This is a genomic window from Microbulbifer maximicatervae (SeqCode) (genome assembly GCF_052467825.1).
In genome coordinates this window covers 2,606,150-2,620,304 of record NZ_CP174327.1, presented here as the reverse complement: position 1 = coordinate 2,620,304, position 14,155 = coordinate 2,606,150, and the positions used below count along the sequence as shown (strand labels likewise).

Here is a 14,155-nt window from a genome sequence, read left to right as displayed (position 1 = left end):
CTCTACTATCAAATGCCTGTTATTTATGTTTAATAAAACGACGAATAACAAAGTCCGCTTCCAGCTCCAGGCTGTCGCGCTCTTCGAGTTTCTGCCGTTCTTCACGGTTGCCCTTCCAGGCAAAAGGCGTCATAGCAAGGAAATCTGAAATGGCCTGCTTGCCCTTCAATACAAACGGGAAAGAGCAGCGCATATCGACTTCCGGCGTCAATTTCTCAATCACTTTGGGTGCGGGATGTTTACGCGGCTCTTTATAGAGGTAGTTCTTTAGTGTCCACAAGTGATCGGGGCCAGGGGATACATCTACCAGATGACCACCGACTTTAATCACCCGCTCCATTTCATGATCGGGGGCTGGGGCAAAGATCTTCAGCAGGTTATCCACCGACTCCGAGACCACCGGCAAATTCACATTGCTGGCAACCACAAACTGGGCGCCACTGTCGCGCTTGGCCGCCATACGCACGCCGGATTTTGAAATGTCGATACCGGAAAGGCCGTGACCATGCCAGCCGGCTGACTCAAGCTCCCGCAGGTAATACCCCTCACCGCAACCGATATCCAGCAAACGGCGGCCGGGCTTGTAGGGCAAGAGCGCCGAAATACTATCAACCAGAGGCCGATAGTAGCCGGCGTGAAGAAAGCGCCGCCGCGCGTGAAGCATCTCCGAAGAGTCACCGGGATCTTTGCGGCGCTTGCGGTAAACGGGCAACAAATTGACGTAGCCCTCACGCGCGCGATCAAAACTATGTCGGTTGGTACAGTGCCAAGTATCTTTTCCTAAAGTTAAGGGGGCAGCACAAAGCGGGCATTGCCAAATCATTCAACTTCCTGAGTGTGTCTATTCTCTTTTACAAACGAGCGCGAAGACTGCTGCATAATCAAATCTGCCGCCTTCTCCGCAATAGCGATCACAGGCGCATTGGTATTGCCACTGATCAGGGTGGGCATTATGGAGGCGTCCACAACCCTCAGTCCATCCACACCGTGTACTTTTAGCTCGCTGTCCACTACAGCCAATTCATCACTCCCCATTCGACAGGTACCTATCGGATGGTAGATGGATTCTGCATGCTGGCGAATATAGTGGATGATTGACTCTCTATCACTCAACTTCTGCTCTGGGCGCAAGGACTTTTTCTTGTAGCGACTCAGTTCCTCCTGGGCGAGGATATCCTGTGCCATTTCAAATGCCTCCACCATTACCTGCAGATCCTCGGGCTCACTCAGGTAATTGGGTTCAATTCTGGGCAGTTTGCGTGGATCGGTGGAGTCCAGAGTGATCTCACCGCGACTCTTAGGCCTCAGGGCACAGGCGTGAAGGGAGTAACCGTAGCAGGTGCGCTTATTAAACCCATGCTGGAAAGTTGGAACTGCCGTCATGTGGAACTGAATATCCGGGTTGCCACCCGCCAGACTGGAACTGGCAAAGCCCCCCGCCTCGGCCACATTGCTGGTTAAGGGCCCTTTATTTAAAAAGATCAGTTCTGGCAGGCGCATTGCGGTGAGGAGCTTCGGCCATAGTGCCTCGGAAAAGCTAACCGCTTCAGAGGCTTCCACTACTTGTATGATATCCAGATGGTCCTGCAGGTTTTTTCCAACACCGGGAAGGTGCGCTTGCGAAGTCACTCCAGATTTACGCAATTGGTCCTGATCCCCAATACCAGACAGCATTAATAGCTGTGGCGACTGGATAGCACCCGCACTTAAAATCACTTCCTTGTTCGCCAGGATTTTAGTGCCATCAAGCAATTCGACGCCGGTCGCTTTCTCTCCCCTGAGAATAATCCTCGCCACCTGGCTGTTGGTACGAACATGTAGGTTAGAACGGCTAGAAACTGGGTGCAGATAAGCTGTAGCGGCAGAGCAGCGGCGCCCGCGCCGTTGGGTTACTTGGTAAAAACCCACGCCATTTTGCTGGCTGCCATTAAAATCATTATTCGGCCGGTGTCCCAGGGACTCAGCTGCGCGTAAAAAAGCATGCCCCGATCGGGTTTTCCACTTTAAATCCGAGACCGACAGAGGGCCGTAGCCACTGTGGTGCGCATCAGTACCCCGTTCATTGCCTTCCGACATTAAGAAGTAAGGCAACAAGCCCTTCCAACCCCAACCGGGATTACCCTCCGCTTCCCAGGCATCGTAGTCATCGCTATTACCACGGATATAAACCATGGCATTTATAGAACTACTACCCCCAAGGGTCCTGCCCCTCGGCCAAAACAGTTTCCTGTCATTCAGGTGCTTTTGTGGCGTGGTATGGTGGTGTAGGTTATAGCGAGTACCCGGTAGCAACTCGCCAATACCCACAGGGATGGAGATCAAGGGGCTCCGATCTTTAGGACCCGCCTCCAGAAGACAAACTCGATTCTGCTCTTCGGCACTGAGCCGATTTGCTAAAACACAACCGGCGGAGCCGGCACCTACGATCACATAATCAAAAATCATTTGAGTGGACATGGGACCTCAGCACCTTTGTAGCTGGATGGTCCACTGACGGTACACTCAAGCTGTGAATAATGACAGGCTGGAGGTCACCCAAGCATGCCCAATTCCGAATTCAGTGATGATCAGGTACTCACCTGCTGGCATAAGAATGCTCATGAGTGGACTAAAGTAGTAGACAATGCCGCCATTCCCAGCCGCCGACTGGTTAGTGATGCCGCCATTGTCAGCACAATCATGGCGTACCAACCAGCAAGCATTTTAGATATCGGTTGCGGTGAAGGCTGGCTCAGCAGAAAACTGGCGGAGCAAGGTATTCGAGTCTGTGGTGTCGATGGCGTTAAAGATTTAGTGGATATTGCCAGCGCTCGAGCAGGCGCCAATGAGTCCTACCGGCGATTGCAATACGAAGAAATTTGCGCCGAAAAACTGGAACAGCAGTTTGAACTTATCGTGTGCAACTTCTCCCTCATCGGAAAGGAATCTGTCGAGCAACTATTCGGCAATGCACGCGAGTTAATGCTGCCCGGTGGGTATTTTGTCATCCAAACTCTTCACCCCCATCAAGCCTGCGGTAATGAGCCCTATCGAGATGGATGGCGCCCGGGATCTTGGGAAGGTATTGAGGGAGATTTTGAAGAGGCCGCTCCCTGGTATTTCCGCACCCTGGAAAGTTGGGTCCAGCTATTTCGCAGCAACGGCTTTACCATAGAAGCGATTCACGAACCCAGAGCCGATAGCCAACCAACCCCATCCTCACTGATTATTTGTGGGAGAATTTTGCGGTAGCGCATTTTGGAACTCTTTCCTGGCACCTAAGCCCCGATCCGGTGGAAAGAGGAGCTATTCAAGACAATTTTTTCATCAGCGTTGGCACAGAAATACCAAAACAATAATAAAAAAACATTGGCGGGCTCCTGCTCACGCTCGCGACCACTTAGACAAAAATGAAAAAGTATCCATTTCATGCGGCCTCCAAGGAAAGAGCTGACTTTTTCGGACTGTCCAGTAAGTGGAGTTGCATCAGCCGCCTAATTAATTCGAAAAAATGCTTTGTTAAGGGTGACCCATAATAAATTCAACGACCGCTTGCGGCTATCGAAATGAGAAGTTGACACCCAGGGGTAAACAGAATGCTACTCTGCAGTTTCCGATTCAGCGCCAATCAACTAGTGCCAAAAACCGTTGGCCTATTTCTTCTGCCCGCGTGCTGCGTCTGTTCTGCCGATGAGTTATTTATCCCGGATTCCCATGAAACCCTGAATATGGAATCCGGCAGTCTGTTTTTCTCCGACAGTGCATTTGCAATGGATAACGAAGCCCTGGTCCAGGCCGCCGAGTACTTGCGCACCAATAGTATGAGCAACGTACAGCGACGCCTGAATTACCAATGGCTGCAGATGCACACCAATCCAGATGAGTTTAAGCCTCTGAAAGGCGGCAAAGCTCTGTCCAAAATCCTGCGAATGGGGCTTGAGACTTACAAGGCACAAAACTCCCGCGCCGCACGTACAGGCTTGCTCAGGTACACCAACAATAAGGGTAAGATTGGCAGCTCGGTGGACTACGGCATCTCTCTGTCCGACGACAAATTCAAGTTCTCTTTTGAGCTGGAGTTTTAGGAAGCCCCTGAACTCAGGCGCGCTACCTCTCCTTCCCCGTTTACAGGTTTGTTAGAATCTCCGCCACCTAAAACCGGCGGAGATAACCGTGAGTAGCTCGAATACCCCCAAATCCTTTCCTGAACTCCCCGTTGCCGGGGTGGGCCCACGCCTGGCCGCACTGCTCTACGATCTGCTGATACTGATGGGCCTACTGGTAGTTTACGGCTTTATCGCGCTGATGGTTGCCTCTACCGTGGTGGGCCTCAACTGCCAGCCCGAGGCAAATGACTACAACCCCTGTGTCAGTGGACCATTCTTCCAGCTGGGCGCCCTAGCGGTTATCGTAGGGTATTATTTCTGGTCCTGGAGGGCTGCGGGTCAAACTGTGGGGATGCGCGCCTGGCGTCTGCTGCTGGCGAGCCCAAACGGAGCCCAGCTCACTTGGCGCCAGTGCATCCTTCGCGCCATCGTAGCGCCGATATCTATTGCTTGTTTGGGACTCGGTTACTTCTCTGCCTGGGCCAGATCCGACAAGGCCACGTGGCATGACCTTATCTCCGAATCCGAGGTGCGCGTACTTCCAAAGAAGTTGAAAAAGTAGATGACTAGGGGCCCTAACGGGCCCGCTGCAGTAGATACCATCCCGCGCCAAAGCACAGCAATATCGGTAGTAACACCGCAAGGAAAGGCGGGAAGCCAAATACCAGGGAAGATGGCCCCAGCATATCCTGGACAAACTGGAACACCAGGCCAACCACCAATCCGATAAACACACGAAATCCGGTGGTTACTTCCCGTAGAGGGCCAAAAATAAAGGAAATCGCTACCATTACCAAACTGGCGATAGTGAGTGGCTGCAATACTTTTTTCCAGAACTGCAGCCAATAGCGACTGGAATCCTCACCTTTACGATCGAGAAATTTGCCGTAAGCCCACAGGTTACGCGGAGACAAATCTGCCGGCAGAGGCACCACTAAGGCGAATAGCTCTGGCGAAATCTCCGCCTTCCATTCGGTCGTAGGTACCACCTCACTCTCTGTATGCTCACCGGTAAAGATGGTCGTGCGGCTATTCTCCAACTCCCAACGCTCGCCATCAAAATGGCCGCGCTGAGTAAACTCCACTTGCTCCAGCTCTCGATCTGCACCGAAGTGGTAGCGGGTAACACCGTAAAGTTCACCATCTGGCAGTGCCGCGTTGAAGTGAACAAACTCGCCGCTGTCTTTCAGCCACAGGCCTCTTTCCAGACCGCTCGCCTCCAGCTCACCCAATGCCCGGGCTTTGTCACTCTCGGCAATCACATTGGTCTTTGGAATAACAAATTCCGCTAGCGCCAAGCCCACTAAAATCAGCAGCATGATAGGTTTCATCACTGCCCAAGTAATCCGACCAATTGAAACCCCTGCCGCCCGCATAACAGTCAGCTCACTGGTGCCCGCCAGCGATCCCAACCCCACCAAGCAACCAACAAGAGCAGAAAAACCCAGTTGTTCATAAATACGCGCTGGTAATGTCCAGGCGACGTATTTGATTGCGTCAATAAAACCATAATCCTTCTTCAAGTCTCCCAGCTGATCCACTAGGGCAAAGACAACCGTGAGGCCGAGGATAATCAGCAAAGCCGCTCCCACTGAAACTAAGACTGTGCGAGCAATGTACTGGTCAAGCTTATTCATTTGGCAGCTCCTCAACCCCGGGTAACCGCTTGGGTGGCGCCTTGCGCCAACTTCTTCCCGCCAACAGTAACAAACCTATTAGAACGAAAGGTGGGTGCACCAACCAGATCATTGCTGGATTAGTAATCTTGCCATCCTCAACTGCCCCCCTGAGGCCCTGTAGGATTACCAGGTAGGTGATATACAGCAGAATGGCGGGGATCATCTTCGCAAAGCGCCCCTGGCGAGGATTTGTACGAGAAAGAGGCACAGCCAAAATAGCTACGACTAACACCAGAACCGGAAGGCTCAGGCGCCAGTAGAGGTAAGCTTTCTGCTGAGGGGTATCGCCATCAAGCAGATCTAGGGTCGATGCCGATTCCATCTGGTCTCGCTGGCGACTGCGCTCGCGGGGCACTTCAAGAATCACTGAGTAACTGGTAAATTTCATCTGGCGATACTCCCGCTCTCCGGGAACACCTTCATAACGAAAACCATCGCGTAATACTAAATAGCGCAGCCCCGTCTTGGGATCGATTTCCTGCACACCTTCACGAGCACGGATTACAACCTGTTGATCAGCCTCAGTTTCCTCTTCTGCGCCCCCCAACTCAGCCAGGAATACCCCCAGCATGGTGGACTTGTCCTCGCTCAATGCATCAGCGTAATAAACCGCGCGGCCACCTTGCGAGGATACAAACTTCTTGGGCACTAGGTGATCAAACTCATTGCGTGCCTTCTCGGCATTCAGCAGACTGGTAGAGCGCGCCATTCCCACCGGAGAAAAATACAAACTCATTGATGCCACCACCAATGCCAGCATCAAAGCCGGAATCATGGTGTAACCCAGCAAACGCCAGTCGCTGAAACCACAGGCGTGCAGAACCGTCATTTCACTTTCTATATAGAGGCGTCCATAAACCCATAGGATCCCGACAAACAGGCCCATTGGTAGAACCAACTCCAGGAACCCTGGCAAGCGGAAACCCATCAGAGAAAGTAGGACATTCGCTGAAATATCACCTGTCGCAGCCTCCGCTAGATACTTCACGAACCGGAGACTCATCACAATTAACAACAAAACTGCGCTGACCGCCAGCGTGACAAGCATCAGCTCGCGGCAGAGATAGCGAAAAATAATCACAGGGCGAACAAATTCCTTGATGACAGCGGTGTGATGGTGTCTGAATCAAAAACGAGCAAGTTTCCCTCTAGGTACAGCAATCCACAGGCAGGCGGGTTAAACTTGTGCGACGCATTATCACTAAAAATTCTTGCTATGTCTCGGCCTAGAGACATGCAATCTATTGTCAGATTTTAAGGAAAGCGAAAAATGCAGTTCTCCGCCAAGGTTGCAGATATCAGTAAACAACGCAGTGCCTGCTCTATTATTTCAGCAGATGCCAAAAATAACCTCAGCGAAAGTGGAAAAAGCCTGGATAAATTGACCGGGGGAATGATTGCAAAAATCCTCAAGCGCGGGGACTTGGGGGCCAAATCCGGCAGCACCCAGCTGATCAATCTAATCGACGTTCCCAGCGAGCGCGTTCTGGTCGTACGCACCGGTAAAGGCACCATCAGCCAGGCGGAATTCCGCAAGCTGGCAGCCAGCAGTGCCAATGGGGTAAAGAACTTTAAAGAAGCCGCGAGCTACCTGTGCGAAGTAGAAGTTGAAGGTGCCGATAATCGCTGGAAAGCACAGCAAATCGCCATGGCCGCCGGCCTGGCAAGCTATCGCTACACCCTGTCCCGCACCGATGCAAAGCCCCTGCCCCTGTCGAAATTCACCATCCACGCCCCAGAGAAAAAGCAGCTGAAAGCTATTCAAGGCGGCATGGAAGTGGGTGCCGCTCAAGCACTGGGCAGCAATGTCGCCCGTGATTTGGGGGATCTCCCAGGCAATATTTGTACCCCCAACTACCTGGTTGCCCAGGCGAAGGCGCTGGCTAAAAAACATGCAAAGCTCACCACCAGCGTGCTGGACGAAAAGAAAATGAAAGCCCTGGGCATGGGTGCTTTCCTCAGCGTCTCCAAAGGCAGCGACGAGCCCCCCGCGCTGATTGCCATGAACTACAAAGGTGGCAAGGCCAGCGAAAAACCTGTGGTATTGGTCGGTAAAGGCATCACCTTCGATAGCGGCGGCATCAGCATCAAGCCGGGCCAGGCTATGGACGAAATGAAATACGACATGGGCGGTGCCGCCAGTGTCTTCGGCGTAATGAACGCCCTGGTTGAACTGCAGCCTTCTATCAACGTAGTAGGCTTGGTTGCCGCTGCTGAAAATATGCCCAGCGGCCGCGCCAGCAAGCCCGGTGATGTTGTGACTTCCATGTCCGGCAAAACCATCGAAATCCTCAACACCGATGCCGAAGGCCGCCTGGTTCTTTGCGATACGATCACCTACGCAGCCAAGTTCAAGCCCAGTGCAGTGATTGATATCGCCACCCTCACCGGTGCCTGTGTTATTGCTTTGGGCCATCACGCCACCGGTCTCTACGCCAATAACGAAGAACTGGCCAAGAGCCTCCTCCAGGCCGGCGAAACTACTGGCGACCGCGCATGGCAAATGCCACTGTGGGACGAGTACCAGTCCTCCCTGGATTCCAATTTTGCCGATATCCAAAATATCGGTGGACGCGAAGCCGGTTCAGTAACCGCTGCCTGCTTCCTGGCGCGTTTTGCCAAAGACTACAAGTGGGCACATATGGATATTGCTGGTAGTGCCTGGAAGTCCGGCGCACAGAAAGGCGCAACCGGCCGTCCGGTTCCCCTACTGGTTGAATATCTACTGGGCAAATAAGTAGCCAAAGCGCACAATAGCCGCCGGCACCATCGGTGCCCGGCGCGCCGGGCGGTCCATTGATTAATGGGCCGCTTTTGTTTTTGGCAGCGTATCAATATGGCCGGGATTATTTGACCAGTATCTGTAATGACTCGCATTGATTTCTATATTCTCTCTTCCGACCAACCGGAACACGCCGATGTTTTTGCCTGCCGCCTGGCTGAGAAAGCCTTCCGCGCGGGTATGCGGGTATTAATCGCGGTGGACGACGCGCAACGGGCGGAGCAGATGGATCAACTGCTGTGGACATTTCGCGAGGACAGTTTTCTGCCCCACGCCCCGCAAACTGAAAACCAACAGGCGCAAATAGAAATTAACAGCGGCGAAGACCCCGCAGATCACCACGGCTTACTGATCAATCTCTGCTCCAAAGTACCCAAGTGGTTTAGCCGCTTTGAACGCTTGGCAGAAGTTGTAATCCAACAACCGGAACCATTAAAACGGTCCCGATTGCGATTTGGTCACTTCCGCGATCGCGGATATCCGTTACAATCCCATAAGATCAATTAGAGCCTTTAACTACGTCCGAGAGTCATGTCCGGCAAAAAAAACAAACACAAGCAACGCGGACAGCAGCGCAAGCAGCCCAGTGAATTTCTGGATGAACTTAATTCACTGCACAACTTGCTTGTCACCGACGAGAACAATGAAGAAATCCCCGTGCTCAGCCAGGTGGCCAAGCAGGGTAATCCTGTAACCCCTGAGCCCCCCACACTTCCCACTATTGCCGACATACCAAAACCCAGTGGGACACCGGCTACCAGTGAGTTCGAAGATATCGACACCTCACTGGAAGATATCGACCTGCCGATTTTATTTTCACCGGTTGAAGAAGAGATGCTGGCCCAGCAATCCCTGTCGCTGGCAGAGTCTGACCTGGCTCTTTTGCGCCCGCTTCAAGAGCTGGCTGTAGAGGATGAGGAACCACAGGCTTCCGCAGAAACCGGGCAAATCGAAGAAGAGCCCGTTGAAGATAAACCGGTTGAAACACCGTTAGAGCAGAATTCCCGGGAAACCAAAGCTGAAGTTTTCCCAAAGGCCCAACCGGAGAGACAGCCCGAACCGCAGCCGGAGCCCCAGGCGGAAAATCCGTTCCTGCCAAATCATATTCGCTCCCGCCTCACCGGTGGACGGCCCCTGCCAGTTGAAGAAAATACCCAAGTAACCGAAGCCCCAGTGCCCCCGGAAACAGAAGCTCCAACAACAGTGGCCCCGGCCCCTGAAGTAAAGAAAGAAGCTGAACTTCCAAGCACTGAGGCCCAAGCCGCCGAAGAAGATCCGGCCGCAGATCCTGAGCCCTCCGCCAAAGAGCGCCAGCGCCAGGAATTGATCGAGCAACTCGTCGCCCAGCAGCTACCCAAACTGGAGCGCCGCCTGCGCGCCCAAATAGAACACGTGGTCGACGAGCTCGGCGTTTGGGATTAAGAGACGGCCTAAGGGAGCCTCTGAATAACTCCCTAAGCTCAAATACCGCCTTTTGCCCACCAGACCCCGGCGGTATAATTGCCGCCTTTTCCGCGCAGCCCGAGCAAGCACCAGACTATCCTGAGCCAAAACGCTGTGCACGCAGTCAGTTAAACACAAGGTTTCCCGCCCGCATGGACAAAACATACCAGCCCAACGCCATCGAACAGCAGTGGTACAAAACCTGGGAGGAGAACGGCTACTTCAAGCCTTCCGGGGATACTGAGGCCAAGCCCTACAGCATTATGATCCCGCCGCCGAACGTCACCGGCAGCCTGCATATGGGCCACGGTTTCCAGGAGTCCATCATGGACGCCCTGATTCGCTACCACCGCATGCAAGGAGACAACACCCTGTGGCAAGTGGGCACCGACCATGCCGGTATCGCCACCCAGATGGTGGTAGAGCGCCTGCTGGGCGCCGAAGGCGTATCCCGCCACGACCTGGGCCGCGACAAGTTTATTGAGAAGGTCTGGGAGTGGAAAGAAGAGTCCGGCGGTACCATTACCCGCCAGCTGCGTCGCCTGGGCGCCAGCCCCGACTGGTCCCGCGAACGCTTCACCATGGACGACGGCTTCTACAAAGCGGTGCAGGAAGTCTTTATCAAACTGTATGAAGACGGCCTGATTTATCGCGGCAAGCGCCTGGTGAACTGGGACCCGAAATTCCACACTGCGATCTCAGATCTGGAAGTATTAAACGAAGAGAAGCAGGGTCACCTGTGGCACTTCCGCTACCCGCTCTCCGACGGCTCCGGCCACTTGGTAGTCGCCACTACCCGCCCGGAAACCATGCTCGGTGATACCGCCGTAGCCGTACACCCGGAAGACGAGCGCTACCAGCACCTGATTGGCAAGACCATCAAGCTACCCCTGGCGGATCGCGAGATCCCGATTATTGCCGACGAATACGTCGATCGTGAATTCGGCACCGGTTGTGTGAAAATCACCCCAGCCCACGACTTCAACGACTACGAAATGGGCCAGCGCCACAACCTCGAGATGATCAACATCCTCGATGCCGACGCCCACCTGAACGACGCAGTGCCGGAAAAATACCGGGGCATGGAGCGCTTTGCCGCGCGCACACAAATTGTCGATGACCTGGACGCCCTCGGCCTGCTGGAAAAAGTAGAGCCCCACACCCTCAAGGTACCTCACGGAGACCGCTCCGGCGCCGTGATTGAGCCCTGGCTCACCGATCAATGGTACGTAAAAACCCAGCCCCTGGCCGATGAAGCCATCGCCGCCGTTGAAGATGGCCGCGTTGAGTTCGTACCGAAAAACTACGAAAACATGTACTTCTCCTGGATGCGCGATATCCAGGATTGGTGTATTTCCCGTCAGCTGTGGTGGGGCCACCGCATCCCCGCCTGGTACGACAACGAAGGTAAAGTCTACGTTGGCCGTAGCGAAGAGGAAGTGCGCGAGAAGCACAACCTGGGCGCCGATATCAGCCTGCGCCAGGACGACGACGTACTCGACACCTGGTTCTCCTCCGGCCTGTGGACCTTCGGCACCCTGGGCTGGCCAGAAGATACCGAAGAACTGAAAGCCTTCCACCCCAGCTCCGTACTGGTCACCGGCTTCGATATTATTTTCTTCTGGGTCGCACGTATGATGATGCTGACCCTTTACTTCAAGAAGGAAGTACCGTTTAACACCGTGTACGTGCACGGCCTGGTGCGCGATAACCACGGCCAGAAGATGTCCAAGTCCAAGGGCAACGTGATCGATCCCATCGACCTGATCGACGGTATCGACCTGGAGAGCCTGGTACAGAAACGCACCAGCGGCCTGATGCAGCCGCACCTGCGCGAGAAAATCGAAAAGCAAACCCGCAAGGACTTCCCCGAAGGTTTCTCTGCTTTTGGTACCGATGCCCTGCGCTACACCTACTACTCACTGGCATCCACCGGCCGCGACATCAAGTTTGATGTGGGCCGTATCGAAGGCTTCCGCAATTTCTGTAACAAGATCTGGAATGCCTCCCGCTACGTGCTGCAAAACTGCGAAGGACAGGACTGTGGCCAGGACAACAGCAGCGACTATGAACTGACCATCGCTGACCGCTGGATTATTTCCCAACTGCAGCGCACCGAGATTACCGTGCGCGAAGCCATGGACACCTACCGCTTCGACCTCGCCTCCCAGGCCCTGTACGACTTTATTTGGAGCGAATACTGCAGCTGGTACCTGGAGCTGTCCAAGCCGGTACTGTGGGACGACAACGCCTCCGACGCAGTGAAGAAGGGCACCCGCCGCACCCTGATCCGCGTACTGGAAACCATTTTGCGTCTGGCTCACCCACTGATGCCGTTTATCACCGAAGAAATCTGGCAGCGTGTAAAAACCCTCGCCGGTTCCAACGGTGACACCATTATGCTGCAGCAATACCCGGAAGCCGACAGCAGCAAGATCGACGAAGAAGCGGAAGCGGCCGTTGCCTGGTTGAAGCAGGTTATTGAAGGCGTGCGTAATATTCGCGGTGAAATGAATATTTCCCCAGCGAAGAAAATCCCACTGATCCTGCGCGGCGGTTCCAACCGTGACAAAGAACTGCTGGAGCAAGCCCGCAGCCTGCTGATCAAACTGGCGAGCCTCGAAGAAATCACCTGGCTGGAAAGTGGAGAAGCTGCACCCGCCTCCGCCACCGCCCTGGTAGGCGATATGGAATTGCTGGTACCCATGGCCGGCCTGATCGACGTTAAAGCCGAGAGCGCCCGCCTACAAAAAGAGATTGATAAGCTATCTCAAGAGCTGGCACGGGTTGAAGGCAAGCTCAACAATCCCAAGTTTGTAGACAAAGCCCCCGAAGCCGTTGTTGCCAAGGAGAAGGGCAAGCTTGCAGAAATGAAAGGTGCTCACGAGCGCCTGCAACAGCAACTTGAGGAAATCAGTAACCTTTAATGGTTCTGGTAATCCGCTCTGATGAAGAGCGGATCTGATTTAAAAAAGGGGGCGCTGCCCCCTTTTCTTTTTTTGATATAAATCAAGCAACCCCTTCTTGCCCTAAAGCCTTTCGATTTTCTATCAACTTCAGAACCTGAGTATGTACTCAATTTACCTGCTTCGCTTATGGATTTGTCAGCTTTACCGAAGTGGTATACGACCTAAAGCGCGCTAAAACACTTCTAATACCGCTCCATTTTTCAACTCTCATAAGTACCTGATAAGAAATCAATATGATTTACAATCGGCTTGACTGCTATTTTTTATAAAGATCCCGATAGATTGAAAGGTCTAGGGAGTTAGAGAAAGTCTATTCCGTGGGGATAGTGGGCAAAGTGATCATTTTTTATTTGGGACAAGAGTTCAAGCTTATGTGTGATTTATTGATTCCTCAAGGTTTTACGCATTTTTTCGCTAGATTGATTCCAGGATGGTAATCATGATAATAGTGATCAGATTGATTACTATATAAATATTATGTGAAGGAAAAAGTATGAGCTTCCTTGAAGATTCCTGGAAAGAACGAGAAGAAACAATATACAGGGGAATATTTGGTGATCTAGGACCCGGAATTTATACTTTATCAAACGAAACCTTTGATCGTATGAATGCTAAGGCTGTTGATCCTCGCTGGTTAACGCATGGAGTTTTCAAGAGTCAGCCATCCGAAACAAGGAATACCTGGGCTTATGTTACATCTGGTATGTCCAACCCTTGGGAGACTGAGGAACCAGAAGAGTTTTCTGGATTGGGCGTAGAGTTTGTCATGGAAACAGACGAAGAGGCGGATTGGGCAATTGGAGTTTTACAAACCTTAATGGCTTATAATTTACTTCTCATTTCCGGTCAGATGGGCAATTTTCCGCCCCTTTATTATGGGCACCGTGTTCCCCTTGCACTTTCTACCTCCATAAAAACGATGATGTTTACTCACCCTGTGAATTTCCCAAAAAACTTTGCCATTAAATCTGGGGCAGTCGATCTTGTTCAGGTTGTGGGTATCACACCATCAGAATTAGAGGCTGCAAAAGAAACATCATCTGATGAGATAAGACAAAAAATAATTAGTAACGCAGGTGGCTTGGTCACAAATAAGGAACGAGAAAGTGTGGCATAAATCATATAACGAGCTCAGCCATAAACGCCCATCCAGCTAGACTCGTCGTCGCGCTCCTCGCTTATGCTGAGGGCACTAAC

At 52.7% G+C, this 14,155-nt stretch carries 13 protein-coding genes; 8 read left to right on the top strand and 5 right to left on the bottom strand.

Annotated elements, in window-relative coordinates:
• Nucleotides 1–19: 19 nt before the first annotated feature.
• A complete protein-coding gene (locus tag ACJJII_RS11545) occupies nucleotides 20–823 on the bottom strand; it encodes a putative RNA methyltransferase (RefSeq protein ID WP_444892963.1) in 804 nt (267 codons plus the stop codon).
• Nucleotides 820–2,457 (bottom strand): GMC family oxidoreductase, encoded by a 1,638-nt coding sequence (locus ACJJII_RS11540; RefSeq protein WP_444919239.1) that lies wholly within the window; start codon nucleotides 2,455–2,457, stop codon nucleotides 820–822. The genes ACJJII_RS11545 and ACJJII_RS11540 overlap by 4 nt, the downstream gene beginning before the upstream one ends.
• Before the next feature lie 84 nt (nucleotides 2,458–2,541).
• On the opposite strand from ACJJII_RS11540, the gene ACJJII_RS11535 reads away from it, so the two are divergent.
• Nucleotides 2,542–3,231: a class I SAM-dependent DNA methyltransferase gene (locus ACJJII_RS11535; RefSeq protein ID WP_444919238.1), complete on the top strand. Its 690-nt coding sequence runs from the start codon at nucleotides 2,542–2,544 to the stop codon at nucleotides 3,229–3,231.
• 26 nt (nucleotides 3,232–3,257) lie between these two features.
• On the opposite strand, the gene ACJJII_RS11530 is transcribed toward ACJJII_RS11535, so the two are convergent.
• Nucleotides 3,258–3,410 carry a hypothetical protein gene (locus ACJJII_RS11530; RefSeq protein WP_413664650.1) on the bottom strand — a complete coding sequence of 51 codons (153 nt, stop codon included), beginning with the start codon at nucleotides 3,408–3,410 and terminating at the stop codon, nucleotides 3,258–3,260.
• A 165-nt stretch (nucleotides 3,411–3,575) separates the two neighbouring features.
• Between ACJJII_RS11530 and ACJJII_RS11525 the strand changes: the two genes are divergently transcribed.
• Both ACJJII_RS11525 and ACJJII_RS11520 read left to right on the top strand, forming a co-directional pair.
• Nucleotides 3,576–4,064 (top strand): hypothetical protein, encoded by a 489-nt coding sequence (locus ACJJII_RS11525; RefSeq protein ID WP_444914514.1) that lies wholly within the window; start codon nucleotides 3,576–3,578, stop codon nucleotides 4,062–4,064.
• Between the two features lie 88 nt (nucleotides 4,065–4,152).
• On the top strand, nucleotides 4,153–4,647 hold the full coding sequence (locus ACJJII_RS11520) for an RDD family protein (protein ID WP_444919237.1): 495 nt from the start codon (nucleotides 4,153–4,155) through the stop codon (nucleotides 4,645–4,647).
• 13 nt (nucleotides 4,648–4,660) lie between these two features.
• On the opposite strand, the gene lptG is transcribed toward ACJJII_RS11520, so the two are convergent.
• Both lptG and lptF read right to left on the bottom strand, forming a co-directional pair.
• The gene (gene lptG, locus ACJJII_RS11515; protein WP_444919236.1) at nucleotides 4,661–5,722 is read right to left on the bottom strand and encodes an LPS export ABC transporter permease LptG; all 1,062 of its coding nucleotides are present in this window, start codon (nucleotides 5,720–5,722) and stop codon (nucleotides 4,661–4,663) included.
• Nucleotides 5,715–6,845 carry an LPS export ABC transporter permease LptF gene (gene lptF, locus ACJJII_RS11510; protein ID WP_444919235.1) on the bottom strand — a complete coding sequence of 377 codons (1,131 nt, stop codon included), beginning with the start codon at nucleotides 6,843–6,845 and terminating at the stop codon, nucleotides 5,715–5,717. The genes lptG and lptF overlap by 8 nt, the downstream gene beginning before the upstream one ends.
• A gap of 189 nt (nucleotides 6,846–7,034) precedes the next feature.
• On the opposite strand from lptF, the gene ACJJII_RS11505 reads away from it, so the two are divergent.
• From ACJJII_RS11505 to ACJJII_RS11485, 5 genes are all read left to right on the top strand, one after another.
• On the top strand, nucleotides 7,035–8,501 hold the full coding sequence (locus tag ACJJII_RS11505) for a leucyl aminopeptidase (protein ID WP_444919234.1): 1,467 nt from the start codon (nucleotides 7,035–7,037) through the stop codon (nucleotides 8,499–8,501).
• Between the two features lie 129 nt (nucleotides 8,502–8,630).
• On the top strand, nucleotides 8,631–9,053 hold the full coding sequence (locus tag ACJJII_RS11500; RefSeq protein WP_444919233.1) for a DNA polymerase III subunit chi: 423 nt from the start codon (nucleotides 8,631–8,633) through the stop codon (nucleotides 9,051–9,053).
• Between the two features lie 24 nt (nucleotides 9,054–9,077).
• Nucleotides 9,078–9,968 (top strand): hypothetical protein, encoded by an 891-nt coding sequence (locus ACJJII_RS11495; RefSeq protein ID WP_444919232.1) that lies wholly within the window; start codon nucleotides 9,078–9,080, stop codon nucleotides 9,966–9,968.
• Nucleotides 9,969–10,141: 173 nt separating this feature from the next.
• Entirely contained in the window at nucleotides 10,142–12,916 is a 2,775-nt protein-coding gene (locus tag ACJJII_RS11490) for a valine--tRNA ligase (RefSeq protein WP_444919231.1), read from the top strand.
• A gap of 535 nt (nucleotides 12,917–13,451) precedes the next feature.
• On the top strand, nucleotides 13,452–14,075 hold the full coding sequence (locus ACJJII_RS11485; protein WP_444919230.1) for a suppressor of fused domain protein: 624 nt from the start codon (nucleotides 13,452–13,454) through the stop codon (nucleotides 14,073–14,075).
• Nucleotides 14,076–14,155 lie beyond the last annotated feature (80 nt).